This is a genomic window from Euzebyella saccharophila, from assembly GCF_014855495.1.
In the GTDB taxonomy this organism is placed as follows: domain Bacteria; phylum Bacteroidota; class Bacteroidia; order Flavobacteriales; family Flavobacteriaceae; genus Euzebyella; species Euzebyella saccharophila.
Genome location: NZ_JACYFJ010000001.1, coordinates 1,371,277 through 1,390,535 on the forward strand (window position 1 = coordinate 1,371,277; position 19,259 = coordinate 1,390,535).

Consider the following 19,259-nt stretch of genomic DNA (forward strand, 5'->3'; position numbering starts at 1 on the left):
AATGCCAATTTACCTCACCAATTACTAACTATGAAACTCAAATTTACATTACCTCTCATTTTCTTATTGTTGATAGTTGTACTATACGGCTATGTAGATGGGTGGTTTTCTCCCAAGCCTAAAGAATACGCTTCCTTAAAAATACCCGAGGTTGTGGATTACAACTTTCATATCAAACCTATTCTTTCCGATAATTGCTATACCTGTCACGGTCCGGATGCGAATAAAAGAAAAGCTGGATTGCGGTTGGATATAGAAGAGACCGCTTTCAAGGAGCTTTCCGAAAGTTCCGGTTATGCCTTGGTAAAAGGAAAACCTCATAAAAGTAAGGTCTATGAGGTAATTGTTAGCGATGACCCCAAAATTATAATGCCCCCCGCCGATTCAAAACTATCATTAAGTACGTACGAAAAAGATTTAATTAAGAAGTGGATTGAGCAAGGGGCCGAATTTGAAAAACATTGGGCCTATATCGTTCCCGAAAAAGAAGAGCTTCCCCAAAGTGAAATATCGGATTGGGGAAATAATGAAATCGATGCCTTTGTTCTTGAAAAATTAGAGGAAAAAGAACTTCAGCCTTCGGAAAAAGCTTCGGACGAAATTCTAATCAGGCGAATTAGTCTGGATGTCACAGGTTTACCGCCTTCTCCGGAAATGGTAGACAAGCTATTGATAGATACTTCCGAAGAAAGAATTGAAAAGGTCATTGATGCATTTTTGGACTCACCTGCATATGGCGAACGTATGACACAATCTTGGTTGGATGTTGCCAGGTATGCAGATTCCCATGGATATCAAGATGATAGCTACCGCACCATGTGGCCCTGGAGAGATTGGGTTATTCATGCTTTCAACAGTAATCTTCCTTATGAGGATTTCCTAACATGGCAAATAGCAGGAGATTTACTCCCAAATGCCACTAAAGAGCAAGTATTGGCAACCGCCTTCAATAGAAATCATCCCATTACCCAAGAAGGCGGGGTTATTCAAGAAGAATACCGAGTAAACTATGTCTTGGACCGTACCAATACATTGGGTAAGGGCATTTTGGGACTTACCTTGGAGTGTGCCCGTTGTCATGACCATAAGTATGATGCCATTTCGCAAAAGGACTATTTTCAGTTTTATGCTTTTTTCAATCAGGTAGAAGAAAAAGGTCTGCAAATGGATGCCGTACAGGCTAAAAACCAAGAGTTTTTTGCCGATCCTCCATTTATTGAAGTAAGTGCCAAGGACACGTTGGATGTTTTGTCATTTATAAATATGCACAAGACGGAAAAATTGAACGTGATGGTGATGAACGATTCCGCTCCTAAAACTACTTATGTCTTAAATAGGGGAGAATACGATCAACCTACGGATTCTGTTTATCCCGGTACGCCATCCAATATTTTTCCTTTTTCTGGAGATTTACCTAAAAACCGCTTGGGATTGGCCCAGTGGTTAACGGATACCAAGAATCCTTTAACGGCAAGAGTTTTTGTCAACCGAATTTGGGGAATGCTTTTCGGAAAAGGTCTCGTAGAAACAGCAGAGGATTTTGGGGTGCAAGGGAGCTTGCCTACGCACCCGGAATTGCTGGATTGGTTGGCGGTTGACTTTATGGAAAATGGCTGGGACGTAAAATATTTGCTGAAGAAAATAATGCTTTCCGCTACCTATCAGCAGAAATCTGAGCTTACCCCAGAATTGAAAAAAGCCGACCCCGAGAATATTTGGTTGGCTAGGGCGGAGCGGTTTCGTATGAGCGGTGAGATGATCAGGGATTATGTTTTGGCAACTAGTGGTCTCTTGAATAGGGAAATAGGTGGCCCAAGTGTGCGTCCTTACCAACCGGAAGGCTTATGGGAAGAGACCAATGCCGGTGGTAACCGAGGGGTTTTGACCAAATACATACCTGATGAAGGCGATGATTTGTATAGGCGCTCATTGTACACGTTCTGGAAACGAACTTTGCCACCACCTTCCATGACCATTTTTGATGCACCCAACCGTGATTTTTCCGAGGTAAGGAGACAAAAGACTAATACACCCTTGCAGGCCTTGGTGCTGCAAAATGACGTTCAGATTTTAGAGGCGGCCCGCGTCATGGCAGAGAAAATGGTCTCTGAGAACCCTGATGATAAGGACTATGTTTCTAAGGTGTTTAAAAGAATATTGGTGCGTAGTCCTAAAAAAGAAGAGTTGCTCACATTGACCGCATATTACCACGATGCTTTAAAGACCTATTCAGAGAATATAGGGGAAGCCGAAAAATTGGTGGCCGTAGGAGATTTTGAAAAACTGGATGTAAACCCATCCAAAACGGCAGCACTCATGTTAACGGCCCAGGTTATTTACAATTTAGACGAAACCATTACCAAAGAATAAGCCATGAAAGAGAAAAACGAACAGAAAGAAAATCCCTTAAAGGTTAATAGAAGACATTTTTTCTCGCAATTGAGTGTAGGTCTTGGGTCGTTGGCGTTAGGGTCCTTATTGATTCCCGATTTATTTAAGAACGAAGGAAAAATAAGCGCAGATATGCCCTTGGGTATTCCGCATTTTGCACCAAAGGCCAAGCGCGTCATTTACCTTTTTCAGGCAGGTGCTCCTTCGCAATTGGAAACATTTGATTACAAACCTACCCTGCGCAAACGTATGGGAGAAGATTTGCCGGAGTCCATTAGAAACGGACAGCGATTAACGGGGATGACCGCCAATCAGGCTAAATTTCCATTGATGCCTCCCGCAGTAAATTTTAAACAGTACGGACAAAGTGGTACATGGATCAGTGATTTTTTTCCTCACATTGCTAAAATTGCCGATGAGATTACCGTGGTAAGAAGTATGCATACGGAAGCCATCAATCACGATCCCGCCATTACCTTTTTTCAAACGGGGAGTCAGATTTCAGGACGCCCGAGTATGGGGTCTTGGCTGAGTTATGGTTTGGGTAGTGAGAACAAAAATCTGCCTTCTTTTGTGGTGTTGACCTCTAGGGGAAAGGGAAATAGCCAAGGTTTGTATTCCAAATTATGGTCCAGTGGCTTTTTGGATTCCAAACACCAAGGAGTGTTGTTGCGTTCAGGTAAGGATCCGGTTTTGTATTTAAATGATCCTGACGGAATTTCCCGAAGCGAAAAGCGCGATTTGCTTAACGAGGTGTCAGAACTCAATAAACTCCACCATGTAGAAACGGGTGATGATGAGATAGAATCTAGAATCGCACAATATGAAATGGCCTATCGCATGCAAATGTCCGTTCCTGACGTGATGGATATTTCAAAAGAACCGGAGTCCATTGTAAAATTGTACGGAGAAGATTGTCAAGTGCCGGGCACCTACGCTGCAAACGCTTTGCAGGCAAGAAGGTTGGCAGAAAACGGGGTGCGATTTATACAATTGTACCATCAAGGTTGGGACCAACACGGCAATCTGCCCAATGAAATGGCCGGTCAGGCCAAGGACGTGGATCAAGCTTCGGCAGCTTTGGTTATGGATTTAAAACAACGGGGTATGTTGGAGGACACTTTAGTTATCTGGGGCGGTGAATTTGGCCGTGGCAATTACTGCCAAGGTAAATTTGATCCCGCCAATTATGGTAGGGACCATCACCCAAGGGCTTTCAGTATTTGGATGGCCGGAGGCGGTATTAAACCCGGCCTTAATTATGGGCAGACCGATGAGTTTGGTTACAATGTAGTGGAAAATCCGGTTCATATCAATGATTTTCATGCCACCCTTATGCATGCCCTTGGTTTGGATCATGAACAACTTACCTATAAATACCAGGGCAGAAGGTTTAGGTTGACCGACGTTGCCGGAAATGTAGTTAAAGACCTTTTATCGTAATGACAGACTCAAATTCTAAAAGTTCATGGGTAGATTATGTCATTTTCGGTCTATCCATTTTTCTGGTTTTTTGCCTCATTTTTGAATCCCGTATAGAACTTCCAAGCCTAGTAGGTTGGTTGGGACGTTGGCATCCGTTGATACTACACTTTCCCATAGTTTTTATTATCATTACCGTTTTCCTTGGTTTTACGAAAATGACTTTTCCGAAACTCCTGCTGGAAATCATGGTGATTTCTGTTTTGGTTACGGCCATTTCAGGTTTTTTTTTGGGGAAGGAAGCCGGTGAAAAGGGTGACTTACTTTTTTGGCACCAATGGCTAGGAGCAGGATTGGCTTTTCTATTGGTGATTTTTTATCAGGTAGAAAGGAGATTATTTGGTAAGGCGATTGTTAAAAAAGCGTTCTTGGTGGTCATGCTGGTGTTGGTAAGTTTAACGGGCCATTACGGTGGTATGGTCACCCACGGCGAAGATTATTTAGCGCTTCCTACCAGCAAGAATTCAAAGAAATTACCAGAAAACCCTTTGATTTATGCCCATGTGGTGGCTCCTATATTGGAAGATAAATGTGTTTCCTGCCATAATCCGAACAAGCAAAAAGGGGCATTGTTAATGCATAACCTTGAAGGTTTATTTAAAGGAGGGGAGCATGGTAATACGCTTGTTAGTGGTAATCCTGATGAAAGTGAGTTGATAAAAAGGCTGCACCTACCGCTGGAAGAAGAGGAACACATGCCGCCGGAGGGGAAGACCCAATTGGATTCCGATGAGATTGCCATTTTAGAAAGGTGGATCGCTTTGGGAGCTTCCGATACCTTGAAGTATGCTTCACTTTCACCTACGGAACCTTTACAGTCTTTGGTGAAAAATTTAATGGAGCCAAGTGCCGGAGATAGATGGAAAGAATTGCCTATAGTTGCCGATAGTACGCTGCAAAACTTGGCCAGTGATTATTTGACAATTACGCGAATGGCGGGTAATTCCAATGCTTTGAGTATAGATGTCTATTTACCACCTGAATATGACTCCAAACCCATTCTTGACTTGGAAAGAATTGCCGTAAATATTGTGGAATTTGACTTAAGTGGAATTCCTATTGGCGCTGAAGAAGTGAATTTATTGACTAAATGTGCAAATTTAGAGTGGCTGGAATTGGATAAAACCCCAATTACAAATCAAGATTTAGGTCAATTAAAATCACTTACCAACCTGACTCTTTTAAAATTATACGAGACTTCCGTAACGGATGAAAGCATTTCTACTTTACTGGCCTTTCAAAACCTAAAAAGGCTTTACATTTGGGGAACCAAAATTTCAAGCGAAGGCTTGGAAGAATTGACAAACCAAAAACCAAGTGTAAAAATCGACAATGGTATGGATAATGAGATAAAAGATTTCTTTGTTTCAAAAGATACCTTGTCTGCCAAAGAAAAGTAAAATGAAGTTTGATTTATCGGGAAAGAAAGCCATTGTCACAGGTGGTGGTAGTGGGATAGGGAGAGCCATTTCGGCAAACTTGGCCCTTCAAGGGGCTGAGGTTCATATTTTTGAACTCAAAGCAAGCAACGCCAAGGAAGTGTTGGGCGAAATTGAGGCAAAAGGAGGAAAAGGCTTTGTGCATGAATGTAATGTTTCGGTTCAAAAAGAAGTAAAGCAAGCGGTAGAAAAGGTGGCCTCCGGGCATGGGATTGATATTTTAGTGAACAATGCTGGCATTGCCCATATAGGCAATGTGGAGCTCACAAAAGAAGAAGATTTCGATAGAATTTATCAGGTAAACGTCAAAGGGGTTTACAATTGTATTCATTCCGTTATTCCCTTTATGAAAGAAAAGGGAGGTTCTATCATCAATATGGCTTCTATTGCCGCTACGGTGGGTATAAAAGATAGGTTTGCCTATTCCATGTCAAAAGGAGCGGCCTTGACCATGATGTACTCCGTAGCCAAGGATTATCTGGAATATAACATCCGTTGCAATAGCATATCTCCTGCTAGGGTACACACCCCTTTTGTAGATGGTTATTTAAAAAACAATTTCCCTGATGCCATTGAGGAAAAGTTTCAACAACTTTCTAGGACACAGCCTATAGGTAGAATGGGTAAACCTCAAGAAATAGCAGATTTGGCCCTTTATCTATGTTCAAATGAAGCATCTTTTGTAACGGGAACAGATTTTCCAATTGACGGTGGTTTTATACGTTTAAACGGCGATTAGTTTCTATGCCGTAAATTCTTTTTTACCAAATAAAAAGAAAAAGACAGTCTCGTACTGTTCACCAAGACTATCTCGAAGTCTGTTATAGGCCTTTCTCATTTGAACTTCAACCGTTCTTATGGATATGGATAGGTGTTCTGAGATTTCCTTATTGGTAAGTCCCTCCTGTTTGCTTAGGGTAAATATTTCCCTGCACCTAGGAGGGAGTTTTTCTATTTCTTTGGAAAGAAGCCCCAGAAAACGTTCTAATTTGTATTCATTGGTTTCTTCAAGAACCTCGAACATGTGCTTGTAATATTTATCCTCAAGAGGAAGTAGTTTTTTACCCTGCCTGTATTCATCAACAAATTCGTGATAGGCCATTTTATATAAAAAACTCTGTATGGAATGTTCGGGTTTTAGTTTTTTTCTAAAACGCCAAGTTTTAATGAAAGTGTTTTGAACAATATCCTGAGCAAGGCTTCGATCATGGATTAAAGTGAGGGTATAGCTGAAGAGTTTTTTATGGTATTTCTCCAGTAAAAATATATATGCATCTTCCTTTCCTTTGCTCAATCCATTGATTAAAACCTCATTGTTATCGTATTTCTGCATATTGATGATATACTAATTATCAAACTAAAAATTGGTTGAATATAAAAAAATATCAATAAAAAGTAAGTGTATTGTAAATATTGAACGTAATAATTAAAAAAGCAATTAAAAACTTGTATGAATTTAGGTTCCCTCGAAAGGCTTATAATTAAATTTTTGGGCAATTCTGCCAACGGCGAGGATTTAGACGAGCTGGATACATATTTTAGCAAGGAAGAATACAAGGTTTTTATAAAGAACTATTTAAAAACGCACTTTGTTGCCTTATATAAAATGAACCAACCAAATCTGGAGGAAACAAAAAAGGAGCTTCTAAAGGAAATCCGGAAAGACAAAAGACTCACGCTACGAAGAAATGTATACACGGGGCTTAAATATGCGGCCATTTTGGTTTGCTTTTTGGCAGTAGGATTGTATATGTACAATGGTAGTGACCAAGTTGAGGAGACCAATTTATTGCCTAAGGATAATGCCATTACTTTGGAGCACTCTAATGGAATGGTTGAACAAATTTCAGAGTCCGGTACCATATCGATTAAAGGAAAAGACGGTACTGTGATTGCCAATCAAGCTGGTAATAAGATCAGCTTTCAGACTTCCAAGCCCGCAAAGGAAATTGTTTACAATACCATTACCGTGCCTTATGGTAAAAATATAACCGTGGCCCTTTCGGACAGTACAGAAGTTACCATGAACGCCGGTAGCCGTATGACCTTTCCTTCCCAGTTTAAAAAAGGTTTAAAAAGAAAGGTGAAATTATCGGGTGAAGCTTTTTTTAAGGTAAGCCATGATAAAACACATCCTTTTGTGGTAGCTTTAGATAGCTTGGATGTTCAGGTGTTGGGTACCACTTTTAACGTGGCCAATTACAATGAAGATGCAACTACGGAAGTAGTTCTTGTTTCCGGTTCGGTTCAGTTGGTGCCCAATAAAACAAAAGAAAAAAGTCCCGTTCTTTTAAAACCGGGGTTTAAGGGTACTTTTTATAAGAATTCGTCCAAAATTGAAACGGTAGAAGTACCTACTGATTTGTACACCTCTTGGGTCAATGGGTATGTAGTGTTCAGGAATGCGCCTTTCAACAATATTTTACGAAAATTGGAAAGACATTACAATGTGGTTATTTCCAATCCCCAAAACCATTTGGAAGGGGAGCGCTTCAATGCTACCATAGATGTGCAAAATGAATCCATTGGTCAGGTTTTGGAATACTTCAGTAAGATTCACAATATTCAATTTCAAATATCGGAAGATAAAATAACCATCATTAAAAAGTAAGGCCTATGAAATGACTTAGAAAAAGCCCACGTAACCCGGCACAAAGGGTTTAATGATCGAAAAAAAGAAAAATCGGAGAATGTTCGCACCATCCTCCGATTGTAAGCGATTATCAATAATAACCACTCTAGATATTCAAAATTATGAAAAAACGGTTGAATTCCGCAGGAAGAACGTCCTGTCTATTCAAATTACAGATGAAATTATCGCTATTACTCCTAACGGTGACCATTGCGATGCAAGCCAACTCAACTTATTCCCAGAAAAAGATAACCCTTGATTTGGAGAATGTTACTCTCTCAAGGGTCATAGATGAAATTGAAGCGAATACAGACTTTAAGTTCATCTTTAACTCAGAAACTGTCAATACCAATAGGGTATTAAGCTTGCGCATTCGCAATGGAGAAATAAATAAGGTCTTGAATATGGTTTTCAAGCAAAGCCTTATTGATTATGAAATTTACCGAGACAAAATCTTGTTACTACCCAAAAAGGCCGGTGAAAGGGCTGCAATGGATACCAAGGTGGCACCTCCCCAACAAATGGAAGTTTCTGGAACTGTGGTAGATGAAGCAGGTACCCCCTTGGCCGGTGTAAACATTGTGGAAAAGGGAACTGGAAACGGTCAAATTTCCGATTTTGATGGAAATTATTCTATTTCGGTCGCCGGAAGAGAAACGGTTTTGGTATTCAGTTACCTAGGATTTGAAACCAAAGAGGTTCTAGTTGGCGATAGCACTGAACTTAATGTAACTTTAAAAGAGAGTGCCCAAGGTTTGGAAGAAGTGGTAGTTGTAGGTTATGGTTCCGTTAATAGGAGCGATCTTACCGGCTCTGTTTCCACGGTAGATGCCGAAGAAATCACAGCCTTGCCTACTACAGATGTACAACAGGCCCTCAAGGGTAGGTCTGCCGGTGTAAGGGTTACCCAGAATTCGGGTCAACCAGGTTCTTCGGTTCAAATTCAGATACGTGGGGGAAATTCTTATTTGGGTGATAACAATCCGCTTTATGTAGTAGATGGCTTTCCTATTACAGGAGGTATCGATTTTTTAAATCCTTCCGATATTGAGTCCATAGATATTCTAAAAGATGCCTCCGCCACTGCAATTTATGGTTCTAGAGGCGCCAATGGGGTGGTCATGATTACCACCAAAAAAGGTAAAAAAGGTCAAAGGGGTGTTGTAGATGTACAGAGTTACTACGGTATTCAAAATGTGATGAAAACCTATGACATGCTCAATTCTCGCCAGTTTGCTGAATTAGCGAACGTAGCAGCGGTCAATGAGGGAAACACAGAACCGTTTGACTTGAACAATCTTCCCAATGTCCATACAAACTGGCAAGACGAAGCCTTTAGGGCAGCGCCCATTCAAAGCCATACCTTAACATTTTCCGGAGGTAGTGAGAGTTCTTCCTATTCCGCTTCTGCCAACTATTTTGAGCAAGAAGGTATTATTTTGAATACGGGACAAAAAAGGGGGGCCGTAAGATTGTCCATGGATAATCAAGTGAATGATTGGATCAGATTGAGCGCCAATACGGTGTTGACGCGTAGTAAGACCAATAGGGCTAATGTAAACAATGGTAACTCAGGGAACAATATCTGGTCGGCAACCTTACAGGCACCACCAACTGTGGCTCCTTTTGATGCCGATGGAAATTATAGCGAAATCGATTTCTACGATTTTAGTCCGGTTTCCATTGATAACCCTTTGTTATACGCCGAAGTAAAGGATGAAATCTTTACCTCTAAGGTCTTGGGAAATATTGCTGTGGAATTTGAATTGGCAGACCGTTTAAAACTGAAGGTTTTAGGTGGTACGGAACAAGAATTTAGAGAGCGTAATTATTACTCCCCGTCCATCTTGAAAAAAAGAACGCCTCAAGGATCGGCCACTTTCAATATGTTTAGGGGTATTTCCTATCTAAATGAAAATACGCTTTCCTATGACGCCACAATTGGCGAAGATGATAGGTTGTCTGCCGTTGCAGGTTTTACCGCCCAAACGTTTAGAGGTAAAACAAATGAGTCCAGTGCTACAGGCTTTACTACGGATATTCTACAGGATAATGCTTTGGGTACCGCAGAAAGTACTTTACCAAATTCCAGTGATGTAAGTGATTGGAAACTGTATTCATGGTTAGGAAGGGTCAATTACAGCCTTAACAACAAATATTTGTTTACTGCCAGTGTACGGGCAGATGGTTCCTCTCGATTTGGGGATAACAATAAATGGGGAGTCTTCTCCTCAGGGTCTTTTGCGTGGAGATTGAGCAATGAAGAGTTTCTTTCCAACTGGGAATCCCTTTCGGATTTAAAACTAAGGGTAGGTTATGGTGAAACCGGTAGTACCGCTATTAATCCTTATCAGTCATTGAATACGTTGGGTGAGGCCAGAACCACTTTTGGTAATTCAGATGTAGTTGGCTTTGCCAATGTTTCCGCTCCAAACCCAGATTTAAAATGGGAAACCACCGCGCAAATGGGTGCCGGTATAGATGCCTCTTTCTTGGAAGGTAAATACCGCTTTACTATTGATTACTATAAGAAAAACACCAACGATTTATTGGCAATTATTCCATTGCCGGGATCAACAGGTTTCACTTCTTTGGTAACCAACTTGGGTGAAATTGAGAATACAGGGATGGAATTTAGCGCTGGAGCTACTTTTGGCAAGAGTGATTTCACTTGGGATGTTAATGCACAGTTGTCTTTCAACAAGAATGAGGTGATTACAATTGGAGAGGATATTTTTGGAGGTTCTTTGGATATTCCATTTAACTCTCCGGTAAACATAGCAAGGGAAGGTGAACCGTTGGGTATGTTCTACGGTTTTCAAGAAGATGGTTATGATGACCAAGGTGTTATTCAGTATGAGGACTTAAATGGAGATGGCGAGGTAACCAATGAAGATCAGACCATTCTTGGAGGGCCGTACCCAGATTTTATTTATGCATTGAACACAACGCTTAATTACAAGGCATTAAGTTTAAACATTTTCTTTGAAGGTTCTGAAGGCAATGAGCTTTTCTGGGCTACAGGAGGGTATATTGCCAACTCTTTCAGTACCGGGGGTAACCAAATTGTAGATGTCTATAACGATTATTGGACACCTCAAAATACGGATGCCGTATATCCTGCCCCAAGTGAGAATAGGGCACAATTGAGAGTTTCCGATCGCTTTGTGAAAGATGCCTCCTATCTAAGATTGAAAAACATTAAACTGGCCTACAACATCCCGGTAAAGAATATTCAACCGGATATTGCAGGCTTGCAAGTGTATCTAAGCGCCCAAAACGTCTTTACCATCACGGATTTTCCAGGATTGGATCCAGACGTAAACACAAGGGGAGGCGCTGGTGATTTAAGGTTGGGTATTGCACAGACCTCTTACCCAAGTTCACGTACCATCACGGTAGGTATGAATCTGAAGCTTTAATTTTTACAAAACAATTTAAAGAGATGAAAAAATATATATACATCATAAGCGGTTTGGTTTTGGGGCTGCTGTTCACTTCCTGTGAAGAGGCCTTGATGGAAGAGCCCGAAAGCCTTTTGGTAAAAGAGAATTTTTACAAGAACGAAACGGATGCCTTTTCGGCCTTGGCAGCAGTTTACGGAACTTTTCGTTCGGGTGGTAACCGTTACTTTCCGGTTACCTATTTCATGGCCACTTTGGAAAATAGAGCGGAATATTCCAACGGACGAGGAAGTCAAGCAGGTTTCAGTAACTATGATGGGCCTCTGGACAATACCAGCCAAGAGCGTGTGTTTGCAGCCTATAATGATATTTATCTTGGTGTAAACAGGGCAAATTCGGTCATATCTAATGTCGCTAATATCGAGGATATGAAAGAAGACCTGCGAAAGCAATACGTGGCCGAAGCGCGTTTTTTAAGGGCTTTTTTCTATATGAACTTGGTCAAGTATTGGGGCGGTGTTCCTTTAAGAACTGAGGAATTTACCAGTTTGGACCAGATTCCAGCTCCAAGGGCTTCCGTAGATGAGGTTTGGGAATTTATTATAACTGAGTTAAATGCGGTGATTCCTGATTTGGCCGATAGTTTTTCAGATGCTGATTCTGGTAGGGCCACCTCATGGACGGCCAAGGCGGCCTTGGCAGATGCCTATTTAAATACAGAAAACTGGCAATTGGCTGCGGATATGGCAGATGATATTATTGTAAACGGGCCTTATACCTTGGTAGAGGTGGCTGTAGCCGATGATTTTATGAATATTTATGGTCCTGAAGTGGTAACCCATTCCGAAGATATCTTTTCGGCGCACTATTCGGAGACCAACGGTATGGATGTTCCCAGATTTATTCATAGGGCCAATACCGGTTTCTCAATTGGTGGTTTTCACGCTTGGTTACCAGTTGAGAACTCTATCTTAGGTTCATGGGAGACAAATGATTTACGTAGACAATTTAGCCTCTATACGGAGTATGTAGATGATAACGGGGAAGTTCAGCAATTACCCGAGGATTCTCCCTTATTATTTCACAAATATCGTGATCCAGGAGCCGCTAGTGGGCCACAGAGTAGAAACAATATTCCGTTTTACAGACTCCCTGAGATGTACTTGATTTATGCGGAGGCTACGGCCGAAGCCAGTGGAGCACCAACTTCTTTGGCAACGGAGCGATTGAATATTGTTCGTAGAAGGGGTTATGGTTTTCCTTTGAATGCAGCATCAGCAGAAGATTATCCTGCGGGAATGTCCGCTACGGACTTTAAAAATGCCGTTTTGGATGAAAGGGTCTATGAAATGAACCTTGAGATGAAACGTTGGAACGATCTTCTCAGAACGGGTAGGGCGCAAGAATTTGTAGAGGCTACGGGCAAAACGTGGAGTGATGTATCACTTTTATTGCCCTTGCCGATTGATGAAATAAATAATAATCCGGCCATGGGTCCTGGTGATCAGAACCCGGGGTATTGATCGTGATTACTGTTAGTTGATGTTAGTTTCTATAAGCCGGGCCGTCATTAAGGTCGGTCCGGTTTATTTATAGGGAATTAACTTTTAGTTCAATTGCTTGAAAATTAACAATGAAAATTTACCAACTACCAAAATCCAAATTCTTGCCATTTACTTTTTTGGCCATCTTAGCATGCTTTTCTTGTAAGGAAGCTAAAGAACAAACCCGGGAAAAGCCCAATGTCATTTTTATATTGGCAGATGATTTAGGTTACGGGGATATTGGCGCCTACAATACTAATTCTAAAATACCTACCCCAAATCTAGACCAATTGGCCAAAGAGGGAATGATGCTCACCAATGCATATTGTCCCATTTCTGTTTGTTCTCCATCAAGATATGCTTTAATGACGGGTGTCTATCCGTGGAGAAGTTGGAACAAACATGGAGTAATGAGAAACTATGAGCCTTCTATGATGGAGGCCGATATGGTTACTTTGGCAGAGATGTTCCAGCAATCAGGTTACCGTACGGGCGGCTTTGGAAAATGGCATTTAGGCACCACTTTTCCGACGTTGGACGGGGAAAAACCAATGGGTTATGGGAAATTTTATGCAGCTAATAATGGGGCTAACCTTGATTTTTCCAAGCCTGTTTCCGATGGTCCTACCGATCACGGTTTTGATCAATGGTATGGCTTTAGTTGCGCCAGTGAATGCTGGATTTTTGAAAATGATAAGGTAAAAGCCTATTTGGAGCACGATTATTACACGGTGGAGAATGCACCTGGTTCCGATAAATTACAGCCCATTCCCATGGATAGTTTTTTAAATGAGATTACTGATCGGTCTTTGGAATTTATTTCCGCCAATGCGGATAAAAAAGAGGAACCTTTCTTTTTGTATTACGCACCGTATGTGCCGCATGTTCCACTGGCCGTTAGTGAGCCTTTTTTGGGTACCACCGAGGCTGGTACTTATGGGGATTATGTACATGAATTGGATCATTACATTGGTAAGCTGCTAAAAGAATTGGAAAACAGAGGCCTAAAAGACAATACCATTGTTCTTTTTGCCAGTGATAATGGGTCCGTTTTTAGGGAAACTTACAAAGGAATGACAGCCTCGGATGATAACAATAGGGTTCCTGGTCATTATAAGGATACCATTGGCGATAGCTACCCAGATTTGCAAGTTCCTGATTTTAAACATATACCCAACGGTGAACTCCGTGGATGGAAACGCACCGGGTGGGAAGGTGGTGTACGTACTCCTTTTATAGCTAGGTGGCCAGGTCATTTTCCGGAAGGAGGTAAAAGTGAGGCAATTCTCGCTTTGAACGACGTGCTACCAAGTCTAGCTTCCGTGTTGAATTTTAATTTTCCGGCGGATATGAAAATGGATGGGGAAAATCATTTTTCGGTTTTTGAAGGTTCAGGTAAGGGAAGGGAATCATTGGTAATCCAATCCGGTAACAACGTCTTTGGTTACAGAAAAGGTAACTGGAAACTAATTGTTTTAAAGGATGGCAATACGGATGGGATAGTGGATTATTTCTACGAGTTGTATAACTTACAGGAGGATCCCAGCGAATTGAACAATCTGGCAGAAAAGCATCCAAGAAAAGTAGCTGAAATGCATGATGAGCTGCAACAATACTTATAACCAAACAATACCATTAAAAGTTAAAAATGAAAAGTATAAGATATTATAAAAAAATCTCGCGGCTCTTGGCCTTCGCGGCCTTTACAGTGCTGTTTGTAGCTTGTAAGGAAGAAAAGACCGTGGTTGAGGAAAACATATTTACGGCAGATGTCATTGTTTATGGAGGAACTTCGGCAGCGGTAACTACAGCGGTTCAGGCAAAACAAATGGGAAAATCTGTATTGGTAGTTTCACCGGATAAACATTTGGGCGGTTTGTCCTCTTCCGGCTTAGGATACACGGATACCGGGAATAAAGAGGTGATCGGTGGTTTGGCACGTGAGTTTTATCAGAAAATATATCAGTATTACCAGAAGGATGAAACTTGGCAGTGGCAAAAAAAGGAAGAGTATGGCAATGTGGGCCAAGGAACTCCCGCAATTGATGGAACCAATAGAACTATGTGGATTTTTGAACCCCACGTAGCGGAACAAGTTTTTGAGGATTTTATTACTGAAAACGAGATTACCGTTTACCGGGAAGAATTTTTGGACCGGTCCAATGGCGTTACCCTTGACGATGGTAAAATAACACGGATAGAGACCCTGTCCGGAAAAAAGTTTGAAGGAAAGGTTTTTATCGATGCTACCTATGAGGGAGATTTAATGGCTGCCGCAGGTGTTAGCTATACCGTAGGAAGAGAGGCTAGAGAGACCTATGATGAGGAATGGAATGGTGTGCAAGTAGGTATTTTGCATCATCAGCATCATTTTGGCGATATGAATATCAGCCCGTATAAAATTCCCGGTGATAGCAGCAGCGGGGTGGTTTATGGGGTGTCTACTGAAGATCCTGGGAAACGTTGGGAGGCAGATAATAGGGTACAGGCCTATAATTTTAGGATGTGCTTGACCAAGGTAGAAGAAAATAGGGTAGCCTTTGAAAAACCGGATGGCTACAATCCTGAAAATTATGAGTTATTGGCAAGGGTGTATGAAGCCGGTTGGGACCAAACGTTTAATAAGTTTGACCCCATTCCCAATCTGAAAACGGATACCAATAACCACGGGCCCTTTAGTACCGATTTTATTGGTATGAACTATGATTATCCGGAGGCGAGTTATGAAAGGCGTGCCGAGATTATTAAAGAGCACGAGAACTATCAAAAAGGCTTAATGTACTTTGTGGCTACCGATGATAGAATTCCCGAAGAGGTGCAAAATGAATTTAAGCAATGGGGCTTGGCCAAAGATGAATTTGAGGATAATGGTCATTGGCCCCACCAAATTTATGTGCGGGAAGCGCGCAGAATGATCGGGGATTATGTCATGACGGAGAACGATATTTTAGGAAAACGCGAAGTGCCCAATTCCATAGGAATGGGATCTTATACCATGGATTCTCATAATACGCAGCGTTACATAACTCCAGAAGGCTTTGTGCAAAATGAAGGGGACATAGGAGTGCATGCCAAGGAACCGTATGAGATTGCACTAGGCACTATTCTACCTAAAAAACAGGAGGTTAGTAATTTGATTGTACCCGTGGCGGTTTCCAGTTCCCATATTGCTTTTGGGTCCATTCGTATGGAGCCGGTATTTATGATTTTAGGTCAAAGTGCGGCAGCTTTGGCAGGTTTGTCCATTGATCAAGGTAAAGCTGTTCAGGATGTAGCCTATGCAGATTTACAAAAGGAGTTGTTGCAAAAAGAGCAACGGTTAGAAGCCCCTACAAAAAATAAATAGCACGTTAATGGTCTCATTCTTACTTTCCATAGTTGTACTGATTATAGGATACCTGGTGTATGGGGTATTCTTGGAGAAAGTCTTGGGTATTGATAGAAACAAGAAAACACCGGCCTATGAACTTAGGGATGATGTGGACTATACTCCTTTACCCACCTGGAAGGTATTTATGATACAATTTTTGAATATTGCCGGCCTGGGACCCATTTTTGGTGCTATTGCAGGTGCTATGTTTGGGCCGGCCGCATTTTTATGGATTGTGCTCGGTAGTATTTTCGCTGGGGCCACGCATGATTATTTTTCGGGGATGTTGTCCGTTAGGCATAAGGGGTTGAGCATTAGTGAAGTAGTGGGGATTTATTTGGGGCCTAAAGTAAAACACCTCATGCGTGCTTTTACCATCATCTTGCTCATTTTTGTGGGGACGGTTTTCCTGGTAGGTCCGGCAAAAATTATTGATGGTCTCAGCAGCGAGAGCATGGGAGTGCCTTTCTGGGTGCTACTAATTTTGGTCTACTATTTTTTGTCTACTTTGTTACCCATAGATAAACTCATTGGTAAATTATACCCGATTTTTGGTTTGGCCATGCTTATTATGGCTTTAGGGTTGTTCGTTGTTCTTATGACCGGCGATTTTACCATACCAGAAGTCACCTGGGGAAATCTAAGGAACATGACTTCCAATCCCACGGAAACACCCATTTTTCCAGTGCTGTTTGTGACCATTGCCTGCGGAGCTATTTCGGGTTTTCACGCCACCCAGTCGCCACTTATGGCACGTTGCATGAGAAATGAAAGCAACGGGAGGGTCATTTTTTCTGGAACTATGATTACTGAAGGTATAGTAGCACTTATTTGGGCAGCTGCCGCAATGGTCTGTTTTGGAGATGTAGGCGCTCTTAATTCCACCATGGCTGCCAATAACAATAATGCAGCCTGGGCCGCAAACGAAATTACCTTATCCATGCTTGGGCAGGTAGGTGGGGTCTTGGCCGTTTTAGGAATTATAGCAGCTCCCATAACTTCGGGGGACACGGCTTTTAGGTCGTGTAGATTGATTTTGGCCGATGTCTTTCAACTCGACCAGAAAAAATACATCAAAAGATTTTACATAAGCTTGCCATTGTTCGTCATTGCTTTTGCCCTTACGCAGGTGGATTTCGGAATTATCTGGAGATATTTTGCATGGAGCAATCAGACCCTGGCCACCGTAGTACTTTGGACCATTACGGCCTATCTGATTTTTGAGAAGAAAAATTATGTGGTGTCTTTAGTGCCGGCCATTTTTATGACCATGGTTTGTAGTACCTATATTTTGATTGCGCCGGAAGGCTTCTCTATTGAAAACACCTATGCCTATTGGGGTGGAGCCGTTATAACCATTTTAGTAATGGGACTTTTTGGATGGTACGTGACCAAGGGTAGACTGCAAATGGCTTAAACCTGAATCGATGTTGAAATTGCTTTTAGGGCTATTTGCCCCGCTTATAATATGCTTTCAAATGAACGCGCAACAAATGGAAATTATAAATGCCGGAATTTCGGGAAACAATACCAAAGATTTATTGGCTCGCCTTCCCCATGTACTGGAGGAAAAACCAGATTGGGTGTTGTTGATGGTGGGCACCAATGATATGCTTAACTCCAATAAGTTTGTCCCTTACGAAGCGTATCAAAAAAATCTGAATTCATTGGTTCAAAAATTAAGGAAAAATGGAGCTTCAGTAGTTTTGGTAACCCCGCCTACAGTGGATTCCTTATACCTTTTTGAACGGCATAATTCAGAAAATTTTCAAAAGTCACCAAAGGAAAAACTGGAGTTCGTAAGGACCTGTATGCAAGATTTGAGTAAACAGCACGGCGTTTACTTGGTAGATGTTTTTCAGGCATTTCTCAATGCGAATATCCCGGTTCATAATGAGGATGGATTGATCATGAACGAAAAGAATTTCAACAAACGGGATGGGGTACATCCCACTCCGGAAGGATACCGATTCATCGCCAAAACTATTGCCCAGTCTTTGAATGACGGAAAAGTACGACTTAAAGGAAAGGTAATCTGTTTTGGGGATTCCATCACTTATGGATTGGACGTTGAAGGAGAAGGTACGGTTGAGGGCGAAACCTATCCCGCCTACTTAAAACAAATTTTATCAGGAAAGTAATAGGAAATCGATGAAGAGGAATGAAAGGATAGTGAGAATTCTTGTTGTTGGTTTAGGTGTTTGTCTCTTAGGAACATCGGCCTGTAAAGAACATAAGCCAAAAAGGGAGGTGAGTGAAACAGAAGTATCAAGTGCTGTTGAAAGCCCCAAATTGATTGTTTTGGCCGGCCAAAGCAATATGGTGGGCGGTGGTAATAGATCGAATACGGATTTGCCGGAATCCTACCCAAATATCACCTACATAAATCAAGGTTTTAGCTCAGGGTTGAAAAGGCCTGGGTCACATTCTTTTGGTCCTGAACAGGGCATTATACAGCAACTTAAAAAAAAGTTTCCTAAACAGGAATTTGTGGTCTATAAGTATGCCGTAGGTGGTTCTTCCCTATATGATTGGTTACCGGAACAAGATTCGGCCAAAGTTGCGGAAATGGGGCATCCAAAATTTGGAAGTCTTTATGACAGCTTACTAAAATATTTACCCAAACAATTGGAAGGACTGATATTACAACCAGATGCCTTTTTGTGGATACAGGGCGAGACCGATGCCCGCTTTCCGCAAGCAGGAGAGGAATACCATGAAGGATTTAAAAATTTATTGCAACGCTTCCGAAAGGACGGAGGAAATCCCGGAGTCCCTGTTATTATTGGACAAGTGAACCCGCCAGCGGAAAGATATCCTGCAGCTTTAGCGGTGATGGAGGCACAATCAAAAATGACATCGGCCTTGCCAAACGTTAAAATGGTAAGTCTGGAGGGTATTAGCAAACGGGAAGACAACTTGCATTACAATACACCAGGCCAGATTGAAGTGGGAAAGCGATTAGGAAAAATGTTGAATTCCATTTTGGAGTAAATC

At 41.6% G+C, this 19,259-nt stretch carries 13 protein-coding genes; 12 read left to right on the plus strand and 1 reads right to left on the minus strand.

Going from position 1 to position 19,259, the window contains the following annotated elements:
• Positions 1-30 precede the first annotated feature (30 nt).
• The 4 genes from IL355_RS05715 to IL355_RS05730 are packed head-to-tail and all read left to right on the plus strand — an operon-like array spanning position 31 to position 6,051.
• On the plus strand, positions 31-2,370 hold the full coding sequence (locus IL355_RS05715) for a PSD1 and planctomycete cytochrome C domain-containing protein (protein ID WP_192461191.1): 2,340 nt from the start codon (positions 31-33) through the stop codon (positions 2,368-2,370).
• Between the two features lie 3 nt (positions 2,371-2,373).
• Complete coding sequence (locus IL355_RS05720) at positions 2,374-3,834, plus strand: DUF1501 domain-containing protein (protein WP_192461192.1); 1,461 nt, start codon at positions 2,374-2,376, stop codon at positions 3,832-3,834.
• Entirely contained in the window at positions 3,834-5,273 is a 1,440-nt protein-coding gene (locus tag IL355_RS05725; RefSeq protein ID WP_192461193.1) for a c-type cytochrome domain-containing protein, read from the plus strand. Before IL355_RS05720 ends, IL355_RS05725 begins: the two co-directional genes overlap by 1 nt.
• A gap of 1 nt (position 5,274) precedes the next feature.
• The gene (locus IL355_RS05730) at positions 5,275-6,051 is read left to right on the plus strand and encodes an SDR family NAD(P)-dependent oxidoreductase (RefSeq protein WP_192461194.1); all 777 of its coding nucleotides are present in this window, start codon (positions 5,275-5,277) and stop codon (positions 6,049-6,051) included.
• A gap of 3 nt (positions 6,052-6,054) precedes the next feature.
• On the opposite strand, the gene IL355_RS05735 is transcribed toward IL355_RS05730, so the two are convergent.
• Positions 6,055-6,645, minus strand: coding sequence for an RNA polymerase sigma factor (locus tag IL355_RS05735; RefSeq protein WP_192461195.1), 591 nt, complete (start codon positions 6,643-6,645; stop codon positions 6,055-6,057).
• 117 nt (positions 6,646-6,762) lie between these two features.
• Between IL355_RS05735 and IL355_RS05740 the strand changes: the two genes are divergently transcribed.
• From IL355_RS05740 to IL355_RS05775, 8 genes are all read left to right on the plus strand, one after another.
• Positions 6,763-7,923, plus strand: coding sequence for a FecR family protein (locus tag IL355_RS05740; RefSeq protein ID WP_192461196.1), 1,161 nt, complete (start codon positions 6,763-6,765; stop codon positions 7,921-7,923).
• Positions 7,924-8,066: 143 nt separating this feature from the next.
• Positions 8,067-11,366, plus strand: coding sequence for a TonB-dependent receptor (locus IL355_RS05745; protein ID WP_192461197.1), 3,300 nt, complete (start codon positions 8,067-8,069; stop codon positions 11,364-11,366).
• A gap of 23 nt (positions 11,367-11,389) precedes the next feature.
• Positions 11,390-12,871, plus strand: a complete 1,482-nt coding sequence (locus IL355_RS05750; protein WP_192461198.1) for a RagB/SusD family nutrient uptake outer membrane protein — start codon at positions 11,390-11,392, stop codon at positions 12,869-12,871.
• Between the two features lie 110 nt (positions 12,872-12,981).
• Positions 12,982-14,514, plus strand: coding sequence for a sulfatase family protein (locus IL355_RS05755; RefSeq protein ID WP_192461199.1), 1,533 nt, complete (start codon positions 12,982-12,984; stop codon positions 14,512-14,514).
• A 26-nt stretch (positions 14,515-14,540) separates the two neighbouring features.
• Positions 14,541-16,238 (plus strand): FAD-dependent oxidoreductase, encoded by a 1,698-nt coding sequence (locus tag IL355_RS05760; RefSeq protein WP_192461200.1) that lies wholly within the window; start codon positions 14,541-14,543, stop codon positions 16,236-16,238.
• A 7-nt stretch (positions 16,239-16,245) separates the two neighbouring features.
• Positions 16,246-17,679: a carbon starvation CstA family protein gene (locus IL355_RS05765; RefSeq protein WP_192461201.1), complete on the plus strand. Its 1,434-nt coding sequence runs from the start codon at positions 16,246-16,248 to the stop codon at positions 17,677-17,679.
• Positions 17,680-17,689: 10 nt separating this feature from the next.
• Positions 17,690-18,403, plus strand: a complete 714-nt coding sequence (locus tag IL355_RS05770) for an SGNH/GDSL hydrolase family protein (protein WP_192461202.1) — start codon at positions 17,690-17,692, stop codon at positions 18,401-18,403.
• A 10-nt stretch (positions 18,404-18,413) separates the two neighbouring features.
• Positions 18,414-19,256, plus strand: a complete 843-nt coding sequence (locus IL355_RS05775; protein WP_192461203.1) for a sialate O-acetylesterase — start codon at positions 18,414-18,416, stop codon at positions 19,254-19,256.
• The last annotated feature ends 3 nt before the right edge of the window (positions 19,257-19,259 follow it).

Coding starts and splice junctions, on each gene's coding strand:
- IL355_RS05770 (WP_192461202.1), top strand. CDS start 17,690: ATGTTGAAATTGCTTTTAGGGCTATTTGCCCCGCTTATAATATGCTTT.
- IL355_RS05735 (WP_192461195.1), bottom strand. CDS start 6,645: ATGCAGAAATACGATAACAATGAGGTTTTAATCAATGGATTGAGCAAA.
- IL355_RS05725 (WP_192461193.1), top strand. CDS start 3,834: ATGACAGACTCAAATTCTAAAAGTTCATGGGTAGATTATGTCATTTTC.
- IL355_RS05745 (WP_192461197.1), top strand. CDS start 8,067: ATGAAAAAACGGTTGAATTCCGCAGGAAGAACGTCCTGTCTATTCAAA.
- IL355_RS05730 (WP_192461194.1), top strand. CDS start 5,275: ATGAAGTTTGATTTATCGGGAAAGAAAGCCATTGTCACAGGTGGTGGT.
- IL355_RS05765 (WP_192461201.1), top strand. CDS start 16,246: ATGGTCTCATTCTTACTTTCCATAGTTGTACTGATTATAGGATACCTG.
- IL355_RS05715 (WP_192461191.1), top strand. CDS start 31: ATGAAACTCAAATTTACATTACCTCTCATTTTCTTATTGTTGATAGTT.
- IL355_RS05755 (WP_192461199.1), top strand. CDS start 12,982: ATGAAAATTTACCAACTACCAAAATCCAAATTCTTGCCATTTACTTTT.
- IL355_RS05740 (WP_192461196.1), top strand. CDS start 6,763: ATGAATTTAGGTTCCCTCGAAAGGCTTATAATTAAATTTTTGGGCAAT.
- IL355_RS05750 (WP_192461198.1), top strand. CDS start 11,390: ATGAAAAAATATATATACATCATAAGCGGTTTGGTTTTGGGGCTGCTG.
- IL355_RS05775 (WP_192461203.1), top strand. CDS start 18,414: ATGAAGAGGAATGAAAGGATAGTGAGAATTCTTGTTGTTGGTTTAGGT.
- IL355_RS05760 (WP_192461200.1), top strand. CDS start 14,541: ATGAAAAGTATAAGATATTATAAAAAAATCTCGCGGCTCTTGGCCTTC.
- IL355_RS05720 (WP_192461192.1), top strand. CDS start 2,374: ATGAAAGAGAAAAACGAACAGAAAGAAAATCCCTTAAAGGTTAATAGA.